Source organism: Bradyrhizobium sp. CCGUVB1N3 (assembly GCF_024199925.1).
In the GTDB taxonomy this organism is placed as follows: domain Bacteria; phylum Pseudomonadota; class Alphaproteobacteria; order Rhizobiales; family Xanthobacteraceae; genus Bradyrhizobium.
Genome location: NZ_JANADR010000001.1, coordinates 4,202,146 through 4,218,108, shown reverse-complemented (window position 1 = coordinate 4,218,108; position 15,963 = coordinate 4,202,146). Strand labels below are relative to the sequence as shown.

Genomic DNA, 15,963 nt, shown 5'->3' with positions numbered 1-15,963 from the left:
CGTGCTTCCTCCGCAGACCCGTCATTGCCAGCGCAGCGAGGCAATCCAGAATCTTTCCGCGAAAAAACTCTGGGTTGCTTCGTCGCGGAGCCTGTCATCCGGCCCGCCGAAGGCGGGACCGGGTGGCTCCTCGCAATGATGCGGCAAGGTGCGACCTCACGCTCGATCCAATTCAAAGTTCATACGGCCATCGGCAGGCAGGGTTGGCAGCGTCCGACATCACCAGGAAGGTGATGGTGGCCGGTGCCAAGAGAATTGTCCCGGCCGGCGTCGTGCGCGCTTCGAGCAGGGGAAAGACGTCGTTGACGTCGAGCTCGAGTGTCCTTCCGTTCAATCGCACGGTCGAGCTTTGGAGCGGCATCGCATCCAGCGTGTAGCGCTCCGATGCAATCGGCAGCTTCATGCTGCGTGACTCGGTCCGCGATGTGTTGATCGCGAGGATGGACACGTTGCCCGGCGTCCTGGGATGGCAATGCGCATACAGGCGAAGGTCGGGCGTGCTGCTCACACCGGCGTCGAGCACGGTCGTTCCCATCAGGCGATGCCATAGCAGCGCACCCCAGTAGTTCGGTCGCGGGCGAAACGTCGCCTCGTCGAGCAGGCCGTAGTCGCTTGCGGCAAGCGTGTTGTGCATCACTACCTGCACGCCTGCCTTCGCGAGCCGTCCGAGCTGGTCGAGATAGCGGAACGTGTCGAGGAAGGTCGCGTCCCAGCGATTGCCGCCGCAGGCGGCATCGGCCGTCTCGGTCAACCAGATCGGTGTGCCAGGCTCGAATTCGTCGCGCAAGCCGCGGTAGACCGAAAGCGTGCGATCGGTGCGTGCGAGCCAATCCGCCGACAGCGCTCGCGCCGGATCGTTGCGGACGCCGCAGCGCGGCGAGAGCGTGTTGTAGTGATGATAAGAGAAGCGATCGAGGTCGTGGCCGGATGCGGCGAGCAGATCGCGGGTCCGGATGCCATCGGTTGATGGCGAAGATGAGTCGCCGACGGAGCCGGGGCCGACGATCAGCGTGTCAGGTGCATGCTGGCGCATCCACGCGCGGAAGATCGCGAAGTCGCGGCCATAGGCCTTTGCACCATAGCCCGGCGGCGCGCCGTTCGTTGCCGCGAGCGTCGGCTCGTTCATGAATTCGGCGGCTGCGACGTGGCTACCAAGTGACTGGGTGAAGGCGAGAAGCTGTTGCGCCTGGTCGGGCATCCAACGGCCGTCTGCACTGCGGCCGCCCGTACTGATGGCAAAGGACGTCATGATCTCCGCATCCACCGCGCGTGCAAAGTCGACGACACCGCGCCACTGCGCGCGGCTCAGCACGGAGTCGAAACCGGGAGGCGGTGCGGCCGGCGCGTTGTCAGTATCGGCAAAAAACGTCGCGTTCGCCCAGGTGCCGCTGACGCGCATGTAGGCCGGGCCAAGAGCGGCAGCGAGTTTGCGTAGCCGCGTGTTGGCGAGATCGATCGGCGGCCTGTAGCTGTAGCGGTCGCGCGCGATCTGCGCATTGGAGCGTCCGGCGTACGGCGTCCAGAAGCGGCCGCCCGTCACTTCGACCATCTCGACATTGTAGGATTGAAAGCGAGCGTCGATCGTGCCGATTGCCGTCATGCGCGCGGGCTCGAGCGAAGACTCGCTCGCACAAGGCGCGTGGCATGTCGTCGCGACGAGCAGCCCGACGCAAAACGCGCGCGTCGCGCAAGGCCGCATGCTCCGTTCAACCCGTCGCTTTGTATACACGCTCTGGCGCCTTCTTATGCGCGCTGCCAAATCCACATGCATCGGTGCAAACCATTAGTCCCGTTTATATCGCGAATTTTTACTTCCAATTTTACTTCGCGAAATCCGGTCAATAGCCTCACGCGCAACTGATCACATCCGCACCGATCACGGACGATCGGCGAGAGAGTTCATCGTAACCAACGAGGGTTGCCATGCCTGACAGGAATAAGGGGAATTTCGGCGCTGACCAGGCCGGAACGAAGGACAGGGAGTCGAAAAAGCTGAGCCGGCGCACGCTGTTGAAGGGTGCGGCGGTGGTTGCCGGCGCGGCCGCTGGCTCGGATGCGGTCAGCGGTTTCCCAACCATCTGGGCGCAGGAGATCAAGGACATAGAGCTCCGCCACGTCGGCGTCTCCTATTCGGTGGTGAAGGCGATCGGAGACCAGGCAGCCAAGGATCTCGGTTTCAAGGTGACGATGCAGAATCTCGACACCTCGGCCGCCATCAACCGCTTCATAAGCCAGCCTAATACGGTCGATATCGCCGACCTTGAGGGCTGGCAGGCCAAGCTCGCGGCCAAGCGCGGCGTCATCCAGGGCATCGAGGTCAAGAAGGTCAAGGAATTCGACAACATCCTGCCGATCTTCACCAAGGGCGAGATCGACGGCCACAAGATCCCGCGCCAGGGCATCTCGCCCTATGAAGCCATGTACATCGCCAAGCCCGACGCCACCGATCTGCACGACGGAGTCACCGAATGGGCGACGTTCCTGCCGCAGGTCTACAACGCCGACTCCATCGGCTACCGGCCCGACCTCGTCGGCCACGAGGTCACCGAGTGGAAGGATTTGATCGATCCGAAATTCAAGGGCAAGGCCGCGATCCTCGACGTGCCCGCGATCGGCATCATGGATGCGGCGCTCTGCTTCGAGAGCGCGGGCCTGATCAAGTACGGCAACAAGGGTAACATGACCAAGGAGGAGATCGACTTCACCTGCAACAAGCTGATCGAGTTGAAGAAGGACGGCCAGTTCCGCGCGACCTGGACCACCTTCGACCAGTCGGTGCAGCTCATGGCCGCAGGCGAGGTGATTATCCAGTCGATGTGGTCGCCGGCGGTCGCCGCGGTACGCGTGAAGGAGATCCCTTGCGTCTACGCGCCGGTCAACGTCAAGAACGGCAAGGAAGGCTATCGCGGCTGGTGCAACGGCATGGGGCTGATGAAGCACCTGTCCGGCAAGAAGCTCGACGCGGCCTACGAATATCTCAACTGGTATCTCTCGGGTTGGCAGGGCGGCTTCGTCGCGCGCTACGGCTATTACAGCCCGGTGCCGTCGACCGCGAAGAAGTTTTTGACGCCGGCCGAATGGGCGTTCTGGTACGAGGGCCAGCCCGCGCCCGAGGTGATCAACGATCCCTATGGTGTGCCGATGGAGAAGTCCGGCACCAAGCGCGACGGCGGCTCGTTCCTCGACCGCGTCAAGAACATCTCCTGCTGGAATACGCTGATGGATGAAGCCGCCTACATGAACAAGCGCTGGAACGACTTCAAGGTGGCCTAAATCCTGCTTTTCCCTGACGTAAGCGAGAGCCGGCGCGGCGACGCGCCGGCTGCAGAGACCGAAGGCGTTCGCCGAGATGCAGTCCAGTCAACCCCCATCACGCGCCAATCTCGCCGGCTGGCTTTACGTATCGCCGCTGGTTCTGGTGCTCGTGCCGTTCTTCGTCGCGCCGATCCTGGTCGTGCTGGCGGCGAGCTTCTTTGCCACCGACGGCTTTGGCGGGCTGACGCCCGGCTTCACGCTCTCGAACTATATCGAGGTGCTGCATTCGGCGCTGACGCTGAAGCTATATCTCGCGACCATCAAATTCACGGTGCTGACCTGGATCTTCACCCTGATCATCGGCTTCTTCGTCGCCTACTTCCTGGTGTTCCACGTCCGTAACCAGCTCCTCGCGATCGGCCTGTTCCTGCTCTGCACCGTACCGTTCTGGACCTCCAACATCATCCGGATGATTTCCTGGATTCCGCTGCTCGGCAAGGAAGGGCTGATCAACCAGGCGCTGCTCGCGACGGGCGCGATCCACCAGCCGCTCGAAGTGCTGCTGTTCTCCGACCTCGCTGTTGTCATCGCCTATGTCCACCAGCTCACGATCTTCATGATCGTGCCGATCTTCAACGCGATGGCGCGGATCGACAAGAAGTTGGTTGAGGCCGCGATCGATGCCGGCGCAAGCCGGTTCGACATCATGCGCCTGATCGTCGTGCCGATGTCCAAGAGCGGCATCGCGCTCGGCACCATCTTCGTGGTTTCGATCGTGATGGGCGACTTCTTCGTGGTCAAGGTGATGTCCGGCGGCGGCTCGGCCTCGGTGGTGAGCGCGTTCTACGAGGACGTCGGCGTGCTGCAATATCCGACCGCGGCGGCGAGCGCCGTGCTGCTGACGCTTGTGCTGGTCGCGATCGTGTCGCTGATCCTGCGCACCGTCGATATCCGCCAGGAGATCACGCGATGAGCGCGGTGCTCGCCGACATGCAAGGTGTGGTCGCTCCCGCGACGACCAAGGCGATTGCGCCGAGCCGGGGCGAGCGTCCCTGGACCTTCTACGTGCTAGCGGGCTTGTTTGCGCTTTACGTGCTCGCGCTCTACGGCCCGATGATCTGCATCTACATCCTGTCGTTCCAGGACATCCGCGGCGGGCTGGTGTTCCCGATGAAGGGCCACTCGATGCACTGGTTCGTCGATCTCTTCACGCAGGTGCGGACCGGCGACGTCAAGGGCTCGTTCGACCGCTCGATCAAGCTCGCCGTCATCGTCACCATCATCACGGTGGTGATCTCGTTCCTCGCGGGGCTCGGCTTCCGCCGGCGCTTTGCGGGCGATGCCGTCGTCTTCTACATGATGATCGGCAGCCTGGTCGCGCCAGGCCTCGTGCTCGGGCTCGGCACAGGGCTCCTGTTCCAGGCGCTCGGCCTCAATGCGAGCTGGTACACTTCCGCGCTCGGCGCGCAGCTCTCGTGGACGTTGCCCTTCGGCGTGCTGGTGATGTTCGCGGTGATGTCGCGCTACAACCGTGCATGGGATGAGGCGGCCTACGATCTAGGCGCAAGCCGCTGGCAGACCATCTGGCTGGTGATCGTTCCTGTCCTGGCGCCGGGCATCGTCGCGGTCGCGCTGTTCGGCTTCACGCTGTCCTACGATGAATTCGCCCGCAGCCTGCAGACCGCCGGCTCGCTCAATACGCTGCCGCTCGAGATCTGGAGCATGACGCTGAACGTCACCTCGCCCTCGCTCTATGCGCTCGGCACGGTGACAACCATCATCTCCTTCATCGTCATCGGTGCGAGCCTCGGCACTATCGTGCTGATTCAGAAGAAGCGCGGCCGAGGGGCGAAAGGCTAGAGGTTTTTTGGAATGGCGATCGAACGCGGCGATATCGAACTGGCGGGCGTCTGCAAGAGTTTTGACGGCGTGACCAATGTGGTCGACGGAGTCAATCTGAAGATTGCCGACGGTGCCTATTGTTGCTTCATTGGCCCCTCCGGCTGCGGCAAGACTACGATTTTGCGCATGATCGCGGGCCATGAGGATCCGACAGCAGGCGAAATCGTGATCGGTGGCCAGAACGTCGTTGGCCTCGCGCCGGTGCAGCGGCGCACCGCGATGATGTTCCAGTCCTACGCGCTGTTTCCGCACCTGACCGTGCGCGAGAATATCGCGTTCGCGCTGCGCGTCCGCGGTATGTCCAAGGCTGACCGCTTGCGTGCAGCGGACGCCATGATCGAGAAGGTGCGGCTGACGAGCTTTGCCGATCGCCTGCCGGCCCAGCTCTCCGGCGGCCAGCAGCAGCGCGTCGCGCTGGCGCGCGCCGCGATTACAGAGCCGCGGGTCTTGCTGCTGGACGAGCCGCTGTCCGCGCTCGACGAGCAGCTCCGCGTGCAGATGCGCCAGGAGCTGCGGCGGATGCAGCAGGAGCTCGGCATCACCTTCATCCACGTCACCCACACCCAGCTCGAGGCGATCGCGCTCGCCGATCTCGTGGTGGTGATGGAGCAGGGCAGGATCAAGCAGGCGGGACCGGCGCGGGATGTCTATGCCCATCCGCATGACCGCTACGTCGCGGAGTTCATGGGCGGCCAGAACGTGCTGTCGGGTCGCGTCGAGAAGGTGAACGGTACGAGCTTTGTGCTGGCGCGGGCCGCGCCTGATGGCATCGAGGTGCCGCTCCAGGCGCGGGCGAAGATCAGTGTCGGCGACACGGTCGATATCGCGGTGCGCCGCGACGACGTCACGCTGCTCCGGCCTGGTCAGACGCTGCCCGCGGGCTGCGCGACCTCGCTGCCGAGCCGCGTGCTCGCGATCGAATATCAGGGCTACTTCGTCAAGGTCATGCTCGACACGGTGCCCGACGAGTTCGTCGCGTACGTGCCGGAAAAGACCTTCTTCGCAGATCCGCTCAATGTCGGTGATGTCGTGCTGGCCACCTGGGCCACCGACCGCGCCCGCCCGCTTGCCTAAAACCCGTCGCGCACAGGGAGTTTTGATCGTGCAGATATCCTTCACACTCAACGGCCGGCCGACCACGGTCGATGTCGCGCCGGCAACGCTCGTCGCTGAGCTTCTGCGCGAGCAGCTCAACCTGACCGGCACCCATATCGGCTGCGACACCAGCCAGTGCGGCGCCTGCGTCGTGCATCTCAACGGCCTGCCGGTGAAGAGCTGCACGCTGCTGGCGCCCGCGCTCGACGGCGCGACGCTCCTCACCATCGAAGGCTTGCAGGGCGCGCCCGGCTCGAACCGGCTGCATCCGATGCAGGAGGCTTTTCGTGAGAATCACGGCCTGCAATGCGGCTTCTGCACACCCGGCATGGTGATGACCGCCGTTGCGCTCGCCAAGGACAAGCCGTCGTTGACCGAGGCGGAGGTCCGACATGGTCTCGAGGGCAATATCTGCCGCTGCACCGGTTACCAGAACATCGTCCTGTCCGTGATGGCCGGTGCAGCCGCGATGAACGCTGCGGCCAAGGGAGAGTGACCATGGGCAATGTGATCGGGATCGGCGCGGCTCCGAAGCGGAAGGAGGACCAGCGCTTCCTCACCGGACGCGGTAATTACGTCTCCGACATCAAGCGTCCCGGCATGGCGGCCGGCGTGTTCGTCCGCTCGCCGCATGGACATGCGATCCTGCGTGGCATCGACAAGAGCGCCACGCTGGCCGCGCCCGGTGTCGTCGCGGTCTTGACCGGTGACGATGTCGCGGCCGACGGTTTGGGCTCGCTGCCCTGCGGCTGGGGCATCACGGATGCCAAGGGCGTGCCGATGAAGGAGCCGCCGTTTCCGATGCTGGCGCAAGGCAAGGTACGCTTCGTCGGCGACATGGCGGCGTTCGTCGTCGCGGAAACGGTGGAGCAGGCCAATTCGGCGGCGGAGCTGCTAGCGATCGACTACGAGGTGCTGCCCTCGGTCGTGGGCGTGCTCGATGCGGTCCATCCAGGCGCGCCGCAATTGTTCGACGACGTGCCGAACAATATCTGCTGCGATTGGGAGCTCGGTGACAAGGGTGCGGTCGAGACCGCCTTCCGCAAAGCTGCGCATGTCGCAAAGCTCAGTCTGGTCAACAATCGCCTGATCGGCAATCCGATGGAGCCGCGCGCGGCGATCGCCGAATACGAGCCCGGCACCGATCGTTACACGCTGTGGAGCACCAGCCAGTTTCCGCACGTCGTGCGCTTCCTGATGGGGGCGTTGGTGCTGAACATCCCGCAGCACAAGCTGCGCGTGGTGGCTCCCGACGTCGGCGGCGGCTTTGGCGTCAAGCAGTTCCACTATGGCGAGGAGGCCGTGATCACCTGGGCCGCCCGGCGCGTGATGCGGCCGATCAAATGGGTGGCGAGCCGCTCGGAAGGCTACGTGTCGGACCGCCACGGCCGCGACCATGTCACCGAGGCCGAGCTGGCGCTGGACGAGACCGGGAAGTTCCTGGCCTTCCGGGTGAAGACGCTTGCCAATATGGGCGGCTATCTCTCGACCTTCGGGCCGAACATCCCGACCAATCTCTATGGTCCCCTGCTCAGCGGCGTCTACACCATGCCCGCGATCTACTGCAACGTGAAGGTGGTGTTCACCAACACCGTGCCGGTCGATGCCTATCGCGGCGCCGGCCGCCCCGAGGCGACCTTCGTGCTGGAGCGCATCGTCGACGTTGCAGCGAGTGAGATGGGCATCGACCGCGTCGAGATCCGCCGCCGCAACATGATCCCGAAGGAAGCTTATCCCTATCAGACGCCCGTGCTGGTGCAGTACGATTCCGGCGATCCGATGGGATGTCTCGACGGCGCGCTGGTCGCGGCCGACGTCAAGAATTTTGGCGCGCGCAAGGCGGCCTCGCAGCGCAAGGGAAAATTCCGCGGGCTCGGCTACTCGACCTATGTCGAGGCCTGCGGCCTCGCGCCGTCGCGCTTCGCCGGCCGGCTTGGCGCACGCGGCGGCCTCTACGAGAGCGCCACGGTGCGCGTGCATCCGACCGGCCAGGTGACGGTCATGATCGGCACGCACAATCACGGCCAGGGTCACGAGACGACGTTCGCGCAGATCGTCTCGGACAAACTCGGCGTGTCCTTCGAGAATGTCGACATCGTGTTCGGCGATACCGATCGCGTGCAGTTCGGCATGGGCACTTATGGCTCGCGCTCCCTCGTCGTCGGCGGCGCCGCGCTGTCGAAGGCCGCGGACAAGGTGATCGTGAAGGGCAAGAAGATCGCGGCGCATCTGCTCGAAGCTGCCGAAGTGGATATCCAGTTCGAGGCCGGCAAGTTCTCGGTGGCCGGCACGGACCGCACCAAGACGTTCGAGGAGATCGCGGGCGCCGCTTACGTGCCGCACGACTATCCACTCGAGGTGCTGGAGCCGGGACTGGAGGAGCAGGCCTATTACGATCCCGTGAACTTCACCTATCCCGGCGGCTGTCACATCGCGGAAGTCGAGGTCGATCCGGAGACGGGGACCGTGACGCTCGTCAACTACACCGCGGTCGACGACGTCGGCACGGTCATCAATCCGATGATCGTCGAGGGGCAGTTGCACGGCGGCATCGTGCAGGGCGTGGGGCAGGCGCTCTACGAGAACGCCGTCTACGACGACGGCTCCGGCCAGCTCCTGTCGGGCTCGTTGATGGATTACTGCATGCCGCGTGCGGATCATCTGCCGATGATGAAGGTCGCGACCCATTCGACGCTGTGCACGCACACGCCGATGGGCGTGAAGGGCTGCGGCGAGGTCGGCACCATCGGCTCGCCGGCCGCCGTCATCAATGCCGTGGTCGATGCGCTGTCCCATCTCGGCGTCACCCATGTCGACATGCCGGCGACGCCGAACCGGATCTGGCGCCTGCTGCAAAACGCGTCGCTGCCGGTCGCTGCGGAATAGGGAGGACAAACAATGAAATCGTTTGCATATCACCAGCCGGACGAGATTCCCGACGCCGCGAAGCTTTTGACCTCGATCGAGGACAGCAAGCTCGTCGCCGGCGGCATGACGCTGATCCCGACGCTGAAGCAGCGGCTGGCAAGCCCAGCGGCGCTGATCGATCTTTCGAGGCTGCCGGGCCTCAAGGGCATCAGCGACGGTGGCGCCACGATCACGATCGGCGCGATGACGCCGCATGCGGAGGTCGCGGCATCGAAGCTGGTGCAAGCCAGGATCCCTGCGCTTGCGGCGCTGGCCTCCATGATCGGTGATCCCGCGGTGCGCAGCCGCGGCACCATCGGCGGCTCGGTCGCGAACAACGACCCGGCGGCGGACTATCCGGCCGGCGTGCTCGGGCTCGGCGCGACCATCGTCACCAGCACGCGCGAGATTTTGGCCGACGAGTTCTTCCTCGGCCTGTTCGAGACCGCGCTTCAGGCGAGCGAGATCATCACGGCGATCCGCTTTCCCCTGCCGCTCAAGGCCGGCTACGCAAAATTCAAGGCGCCGGCCTCGCGCTATGCGCTGGTTGGCGTGTTCGTCGCAAAAATCGCCGACGGCGTGCGCGTCGCCGTGACCGGCGCCGGACCCGGCGTGTTCCGCGTTCCACCGATGGAGCAAGCGCTGTCGCAGAATTTCGATCCATCGGCGATCGCGGCGATCAGGATCGATACCGACGGGCTCACCTCCGACATTCACGCCGAGGCCGACTACCGTGCGCATCTCGTCACGGTAATGGCCAAGCGCGCCGTCGACGCGGCGCTCGGATAGACTTCTGGGATTGATGATGACTGATGGTTCCGGCCGAACGGCCTCCTTGCCGGTGCCGACTGGCCTCGGCGCGCTCTCTGCAACCGAGATCCTCGCCGGCTACAAGCGCAAGGCATTCACCCCGCGCGACGTCGTCGACGAGACCATTGCGGCGCTGGAGGCGACGGACGCGGCCTGCAACGCGGTGGTGACGCCGATGTACGAGCAGGCGAGGGCGGACGCCGATCGCCTCACGAAAGAGATGCGCAACGGCGGAGCCAAGGGGCCGTTTGCCGGCATTCCCGTGACCATCAAGGACCTTGTGTTCGTCGCCGGTGTGCCCGCCTATGGCGGCTCGCCGCTGAACAAGGCGTTCGTGCCCGACGTCGATGCCGCCGTGGTGTCGGCACTGAAGGCATCAGGCGCGATCATCACCTGCAAGACGACGACGTGCGAGTCCGGCTACAAGCTGACCGCCGATAGTCCCGTCACCGGCACCACGCGAAATCCCTGGAATCTCGATCGTACCAGCGGCGGATCGAGCGGCGGCGCGGCGGCAGCGATTGCCGCCGGCTGCGGCCCCATCGCGATCGGCACCGACGGCGTCGGCTCGATCCGCGTGCCCTCGTCGTTCTGTGGCGTGTTCGGGCTGAAGCCGACCTTTGGCCTGGTGCCGCGCTCGCCCGGATTCTCGCCGCCGTCCTGGGCTTCGCTCGCGCATACCGGGCCGATCACGCGCACGGTCGCGGATGCCGCGCTCGCGCTGGAGATCATCGCGGGCTACGATTTGCGCGATCCGGCGAGCCTTCCGGTGTCGCCGCGCCGCTTCGATACCAAAGCCGTTCCCTTGAACGGCGTGCGCATCGGCGCCAGCGTCGATCTCGGCTATGCCGCGGTCAGCCCGGACGTGCGCGCCGCCTTCAACACGGCGCTCGCCATCCTGGAATCCTGCGGCGCGAAGGTGAGCATGGACGGTCCGGGCCTGGACCCCGGAATCCTCGAGCACACGCTGAAGCCGATCGCCTTCACGGAGCAGGCGGCGGCGGTCGCGAGCAGAACGACGGCCGATCTCGCCGGCTCCGAAACCGACTACCGCGACCTCGTCAGCGCCGGCCGTCACTATAGCGGCACCGACTACATCGAGGCCGGCTATCGTCGCGGCCAGGCACGCAGCGCCTTCCTGAAACTGTTCGAGCGGGTCGACGTGCTGGTAACGCCGACGGTTGCCGTGACGGCATTCGAGGCCGGCCAGCTCGGCGTCGATCGCATCGACGGCGTTGCGGTGGATCCGCATCTCGGCTGGTCGCCGTTCACCTGGCCGATCAATCTCGCAGGACTTCCGGCGGCGACGCTGCCCTGTGGCTTCGATCGCGACGGCATGCCGATCGGTTTGCAGATCGTGGCGCACTGGCTCGACGAGCCGACCATCTTCCGCATCGCCGCCGCGTTCGAAGAGGCGCAGCCATGGTCAAGTTTCTGGCCGCCGCTGGCGCTGCGGAAGGAGGGGCGGGCGCGCGCCAAAGCGTAGCAGCGCTATGACAGCTCGATCGGAACGCCGTGGCCGCTGAGCTCTTCGTCGAGGCGCAGGTAGTGCGCGAGATAGTCGTGCAGCGCGGTGGCCGCCTTCGAGGTGGCGCCGCTCGACTTGTAGAGCAGAAGTTCGACCTTCGGCAGCGGCGGCAGGCCCTCGTTCGGACCGATCTCGCGCATCGCCGGCACCAGCGCGCTGCGGCCGAGCACGGTCACGGCCATGCCGGCGAAGGCTGCCGCCTGCAGGCCGCCGACGCTTTCGCTGACGCAGGCGATGCGCCAGCGCAGGTTCGCGCGCTCGAGCGTGTCGATCGCGTAGTCGCGATAGATGTTGCCCTGCGGCAGCAGCGCCAGCGGGATGGGCCGCTCCTGATGCGCGGCCGATTGCTCGCCGGTCATCCAGACGAGCTGCTCGCGGCGCACCACCTGGCCGCCGGTGAAATCGTTCATGCGGGTGACAAGCGCGATGTCGACGTCGCCGCGCTTGACGAGGCCCACGAGCGGCGTCGATAGCGCGCAATTGAGCTCGACCTGGATGCGCGGAAACGACTTTCGGAACACGCTGAGGATCGAGGGCAGCATGAAGGCGGCGTAGAGATCCGGCGTGCCGAGCACGACCTGGCCCTCGATCTCCTGCGAAGCGAGCTGCGAGATCAGCTCGTCATGCAACCGCAGGATGGATTTGGCGTAGGTCAGAACCGTGGTGCCGTCCTCGGTCAGCGTCAGCCGGCGGCCGCCGTGCAGGAAGAGCTGCTTGCCGGTCAGTTCCTCCAGCCGCTGCAATTGCAGCGTGATCGCCGGCTGGGTGCGGCCGAGCCGGCGCGCGGTCTCGGTGATGCTACCGGTCTCGACGACCGAGATCAGCGACCTGAGCATGCGGATATCGAGACTGATGAGGTTCATGCGGCGTCCCTATCGCCCAGAATTTATGCAAGTTCCATGCTAGAGGGAAAGGCAAATCGGCTCGGGCGATGCGCCGCAGCACGCCGTCGCCTCGGCAAATAGGACGATACCGACGACGTTGCCGCGACTGGCCACATCCATTATCAGCCGGATCGGCAGCAGAGCTGCCTCACGGGAGCATAAAACATGAAAAAGACCTCCTCACCCTCGCGACGCGACCTGCTTGCGACCGCTGCCGCGGCAACGGCGGCCACCATTGCCGAGGCGGCGCCGGTTGCCGCGCAGGCGGGACCGAAGCCGATCTTCCCGGTGCCAATGACCGCCATTCCGATCGTCGGCGAGACGGACGTGTTCCAGGTCCGCCGCATCTACTGCATCGGCCGCAACTATGCCGCGCATGCGATCGAGCGCGGTTCGGACCCGAACCGCGAGCCGCCGTTCTTCTTCCAGAAGCCGACCGATGCTATCCAGAACGTCGCGGTCGGCGAGGTCGCCGAGCATCCCTATCCGTCGCTGACCAAGAACTACCATCACGAGGTCGAGCTCGTCGCCGCGCTGAAATCCGGCGGCAGCAACATCCCGCCGGAGAAGGCGCTCGATCACGTCTATGGCTACGCGCTGGGCCTCGACATGACCCGGCGCGATCTTCAGAACGGCATGGCTGCAGAGAAGAAGCCGTGGGAGATCGGCAAGAGCTTTGACCATGCCGCGGTGATCGGCCCGATCCATCCCGCTTCGAAGGTCGGGCATCTCAGCAAGGGTGCGATCTCGCTCGCGGTGAACGGTGTGATGCGGCAAAACTCCGATCTCGAGAAGATGATCTGGAGCGTCGCCGAGCAGATATCAAAACTGTCGGAAGCCTTCGAGCTGAAGGCGGGCGACATCATCTATTCCGGCACGCCGGAGAATGTCGGCCCGGTGGTGAAGGGTGACGTGCTCCTGTGCAAGCTGGAAGGCTTGCCGGACATGTCGATCAAGATCGCCTAAGTTGAGCCGCTTCCGCCGGGACAACCATCCCGGCGGAAGTTTCCCGATTGCCGGAGTTCCATCGGCCGATTGCCCTTTGTTGGGCGATAAACAAACGTCCTGCTGCCATATTTTCGTAAGAGTGAATTTCCCGTGAGGGAGGCGCTCCGATGAACAAATCTTTGATGGCCGCAGTCGTGATGCTGGTATTGGTTCCGGCAGGTGCCGTTGCGCAGGAACGCGCCGGCGATGCTGCTCTTGGAGCCGTCTCCGGCGCTGTCGTGCTGGGGCCGGTCGGTGCCGTAGCCGGCGCCTTTGTTGGCTACGCCGCGGGCCCTTCCATCGCGCGCTCGTGGGGCTTGCGCGGTTCTCGGTCGGCGACGAGCCGGCAGCGGCCACGCAGAGAAGCGAATCGCGTCCCGAGTTCGGCGCCTCCAGCGTCCGCCCCAGTCGCGCCGACGCCCGCCTCCGCGGCCCCGGGTCCCACCAGCAGTAGGGCGATGGAAGCCGATGGCCGTGTCGCCCAAATGGGCCCGGCCAACAACCCGCCGGCTCAGGCAGCTCCGGCTGCGCCGGCGCCGACCTCGGCGCCGCCCGTTCAAGCATTCGAGTAAAGTTCAGGCCGCCGTCTTTGGCCGGAGTCGAACGCGCGCGCCGCCTGATCGCGATCGCGGCGCCTGAGCATCGCGACGCCTTGTCCGGGGAGCTGAAGAAGAAAGGCCGTTAGCCTCAGTTCATCTGCGCAAAGCTCGGCTTGCTCTCGGTGTTGTCGATGATCCCCGGCAGCTCGGTCGCTTCATTCGCGATCATGCCGGACATCCGCCAGAACAGGTGCGCGAGGCGCGTGAATGTCTGCCGCTCGCGTTCGGTGGGCGATGCGCTTTCCGGAACGGTCAGGGTCTCGAGCCCGACCACGCGCCGAGTGTCCGGCCAGATCGTCATCGATTGCGCGATCGCCGAGAAGCAGCGCGGATCGTCGCTGTCGTCGGGCGCGGTCGGCAGACCTGGATACTGAACGGGCGCGACATAGAATTTGTAGGCGCCGCAGCCGAGCTGGAGCAGGAATTTCTCGGGGATCGCGATGTCGTTGGCAAAGGACACCAGCCGCGCATCGCGTAAGGTTTCGGGTGCGATGGCGAGCAGATCGCGCGCCGACAGCGCCGAGCAGAAGGAGAGGCTTGGGTTGTGCTCGCGGAGCAGCGCGGCAAGCGGTAGCTGCTGTTGGCCGGTTTGTGTAAGCAGGATGATGGTCTTCAGCATCGGATTCGCTCTCGTCAGGGAATGAGGTGGCAGCGCGTGGCTTCGGCCGCGGCGCTGGCGAAGAAGTCGCCGGCAATCTTCTGGCCCGGCGCGATCTCGACGACGCGATAGCGCGCAAGGCGCGCCGCTTCCCGTGCCGTGTTGACATCGTCCTGCCAGCCGCAGAGTGACAGCTCGAACCGTCCATAGCCGCCGCAGTCGCGGGCGAAGGCGCCGGTCACCGCCTCGACGGTGGCGGCGACCGCGCGCGCTTCATTGGCCTCGATGTCGCGCAGGATCACGGCGACGCCGTTGTCGGCGGCGGCCCGAGAGGTCATGACCATGAAGGCGTCTCGCGCGCCGGTCCGGCCGGCGCGGCGGGCCGCGCGCACGAGGGATGCGAAGCTGGGATCAGGCCCGAGCTCGGTCGTGGTCGTTGGCTGCGCATGGATAATGGTGGCGCGGCTCGAGGCGAGGTCACCCGTCAGCGTATGGTAGGAGCGGGGGAGCCAGACCGTGTCGAGCGGACCATGCGAGGAGGCGTGGCTCCAGGCCTGGTCGAGCAGGTAGCCTTCCCAGATCGTGGGATGGGAGGCGGCGAGGTGGTGCCAGGCCTGCAGCAATTGCTCGGCGCCGGTCGTGCGACCGAGATAGAGAGTTTGAGCCGACATCTCCCAGCGGTTCCACTTGTGGAGGGCGATGTCGCAGCCGAGCGAGGTCGGCAGCAGGGGCGCCTCGCGCAGTACTGCGCCCGCTTCGACGAACAGCAGCGGTTCGCGGTAGCGGCTCCACATCCGCGCGATGAACTCGGCCTTCTCGAAGCAAAGCACCTCTTCGCCGAGCTCGGCCGCGATCGGCTCGATATGGCCGTCGAGCTCAAAGGCCTCGAGCGAGCGCTGCAAGGCACGGATCGCGTCGGGGTCGGTGCCGTAAGGGTGATAGGAGATGACGCGCGGGCGAACCGTGCATTGATCGGCGGCCGCGAGAAACTTCGACCAGCCGATGCCGCCCCACCACATTTCATGCGGACCCTCGGCGCTCGGGCCGACGGTGCCGAACTCGGTCAGCTTGGACTTGAGGAAGTCGAAGCCCGGGTTTTCGCTGAGCGGGATGACGACGGCGCAGCCCGGCGTCAGGGTGCGGTAGAACAGCTCGGCCGCGGCGCCGCTCGGCGGCTCGGTCACGACGATCACGCCGCTGCCCCGGCGGCCTTCATGCGCGATCTGCGTCGTCGGGGCACCGTAGCTGCCGACCAGCCAGCCAAGGCGATGGCGCTGCGCTTCGCCGAGCCGGATGCCGGCCGTGCGCAGAAGGCCGTCAAGATCTGTGTGCGTTCCGTCCGTCAACTCAGTGCCCCCTCATTTCGTATCGGCCCTTGGGCTTCAACGGGCGAGGGGA

Annotated in this window: 14 protein-coding genes; 10 read left to right on the top strand and 4 right to left on the bottom strand. The window is 65.3% G+C overall.

Annotation, left to right across the window (positions count from 1 at the left end):
* Nucleotides 1–172 precede the first annotated feature (172 nt).
* A complete protein-coding gene (locus NLM33_RS20090; RefSeq protein ID WP_254097943.1) occupies nt 173–1,600 on the bottom strand; it encodes a hypothetical protein in 1,428 nt (475 codons plus the stop codon).
* A gap of 323 nt (nt 1,601–1,923) precedes the next feature.
* Here NLM33_RS20090 and NLM33_RS20085 point away from each other — a divergent pair, with 323 nt between their 5' ends.
* From NLM33_RS20085 to NLM33_RS20050, 8 genes are all read left to right on the top strand, one after another.
* Nucleotides 1,924–3,273, top strand: a complete 1,350-nt coding sequence (locus NLM33_RS20085) for a PotD/PotF family extracellular solute-binding protein (protein ID WP_254097941.1) — start codon at nt 1,924–1,926, stop codon at nt 3,271–3,273.
* A 76-nt stretch (nt 3,274–3,349) separates the two neighbouring features.
* The gene (locus tag NLM33_RS20080) at nt 3,350–4,228 is read left to right on the top strand and encodes an ABC transporter permease (RefSeq protein ID WP_254097939.1); all 879 of its coding nucleotides are present in this window, start codon (nt 3,350–3,352) and stop codon (nt 4,226–4,228) included.
* Entirely contained in the window at nt 4,225–5,115 is an 891-nt protein-coding gene (locus NLM33_RS20075; RefSeq protein ID WP_254097937.1) for an ABC transporter permease, read from the top strand. Before NLM33_RS20080 ends, NLM33_RS20075 begins: the two co-directional genes overlap by 4 nt.
* A 12-nt stretch (nt 5,116–5,127) precedes the next feature.
* A complete protein-coding gene (locus NLM33_RS20070) occupies nt 5,128–6,231 on the top strand; it encodes an ABC transporter ATP-binding protein (protein ID WP_254097935.1) in 1,104 nt (367 codons plus the stop codon).
* 28 nt (nt 6,232–6,259) lie between these two features.
* Complete coding sequence (locus NLM33_RS20065) at nt 6,260–6,748, top strand: (2Fe-2S)-binding protein (protein WP_254097933.1); 489 nt, start codon at nt 6,260–6,262, stop codon at nt 6,746–6,748.
* Nucleotides 6,749–6,750: 2 nt separating this feature from the next.
* Entirely contained in the window at nt 6,751–9,138 is a 2,388-nt protein-coding gene (locus NLM33_RS20060) for a xanthine dehydrogenase family protein molybdopterin-binding subunit (protein WP_254097931.1), read from the top strand.
* A 12-nt stretch (nt 9,139–9,150) separates the two neighbouring features.
* Entirely contained in the window at nt 9,151–9,948 is a 798-nt protein-coding gene (locus NLM33_RS20055; protein ID WP_254097929.1) for a xanthine dehydrogenase family protein subunit M, read from the top strand.
* 16 nt (nt 9,949–9,964) lie between these two features.
* The gene (locus NLM33_RS20050) at nt 9,965–11,455 is read left to right on the top strand and encodes an amidase (RefSeq protein WP_254097927.1); all 1,491 of its coding nucleotides are present in this window, start codon (nt 9,965–9,967) and stop codon (nt 11,453–11,455) included.
* A 5-nt stretch (nt 11,456–11,460) separates the two neighbouring features.
* Here the strand turns inward: NLM33_RS20050 and NLM33_RS20045 are convergent, their stop codons facing one another.
* Nucleotides 11,461–12,360: a LysR substrate-binding domain-containing protein gene (locus NLM33_RS20045; RefSeq protein WP_254097925.1), complete on the bottom strand. Its 900-nt coding sequence runs from the start codon at nt 12,358–12,360 to the stop codon at nt 11,461–11,463.
* Between the two features lie 186 nt (nt 12,361–12,546).
* On the opposite strand from NLM33_RS20045, the gene NLM33_RS20040 reads away from it, so the two are divergent.
* A complete protein-coding gene (locus NLM33_RS20040) occupies nt 12,547–13,347 on the top strand; it encodes a fumarylacetoacetate hydrolase family protein (RefSeq protein WP_254097923.1) in 801 nt (266 codons plus the stop codon).
* A 149-nt stretch (nt 13,348–13,496) separates the two neighbouring features.
* Nucleotides 13,497–13,940, top strand: a complete 444-nt coding sequence (locus tag NLM33_RS20035; protein WP_371929971.1) for a hypothetical protein — start codon at nt 13,497–13,499, stop codon at nt 13,938–13,940.
* Between the two features lie 115 nt (nt 13,941–14,055).
* On the opposite strand, the gene NLM33_RS20030 is transcribed toward NLM33_RS20035, so the two are convergent.
* Entirely contained in the window at nt 14,056–14,586 is a 531-nt protein-coding gene (locus NLM33_RS20030) for a hypothetical protein (protein ID WP_254097921.1), read from the bottom strand.
* Nucleotides 14,587–14,600: 14 nt separating this feature from the next.
* The gene (locus NLM33_RS20025) at nt 14,601–15,911 is read right to left on the bottom strand and encodes a hypothetical protein (protein ID WP_254097919.1); all 1,311 of its coding nucleotides are present in this window, start codon (nt 15,909–15,911) and stop codon (nt 14,601–14,603) included.
* Between the last annotated feature and the right edge of the window lie 52 nt (nt 15,912–15,963).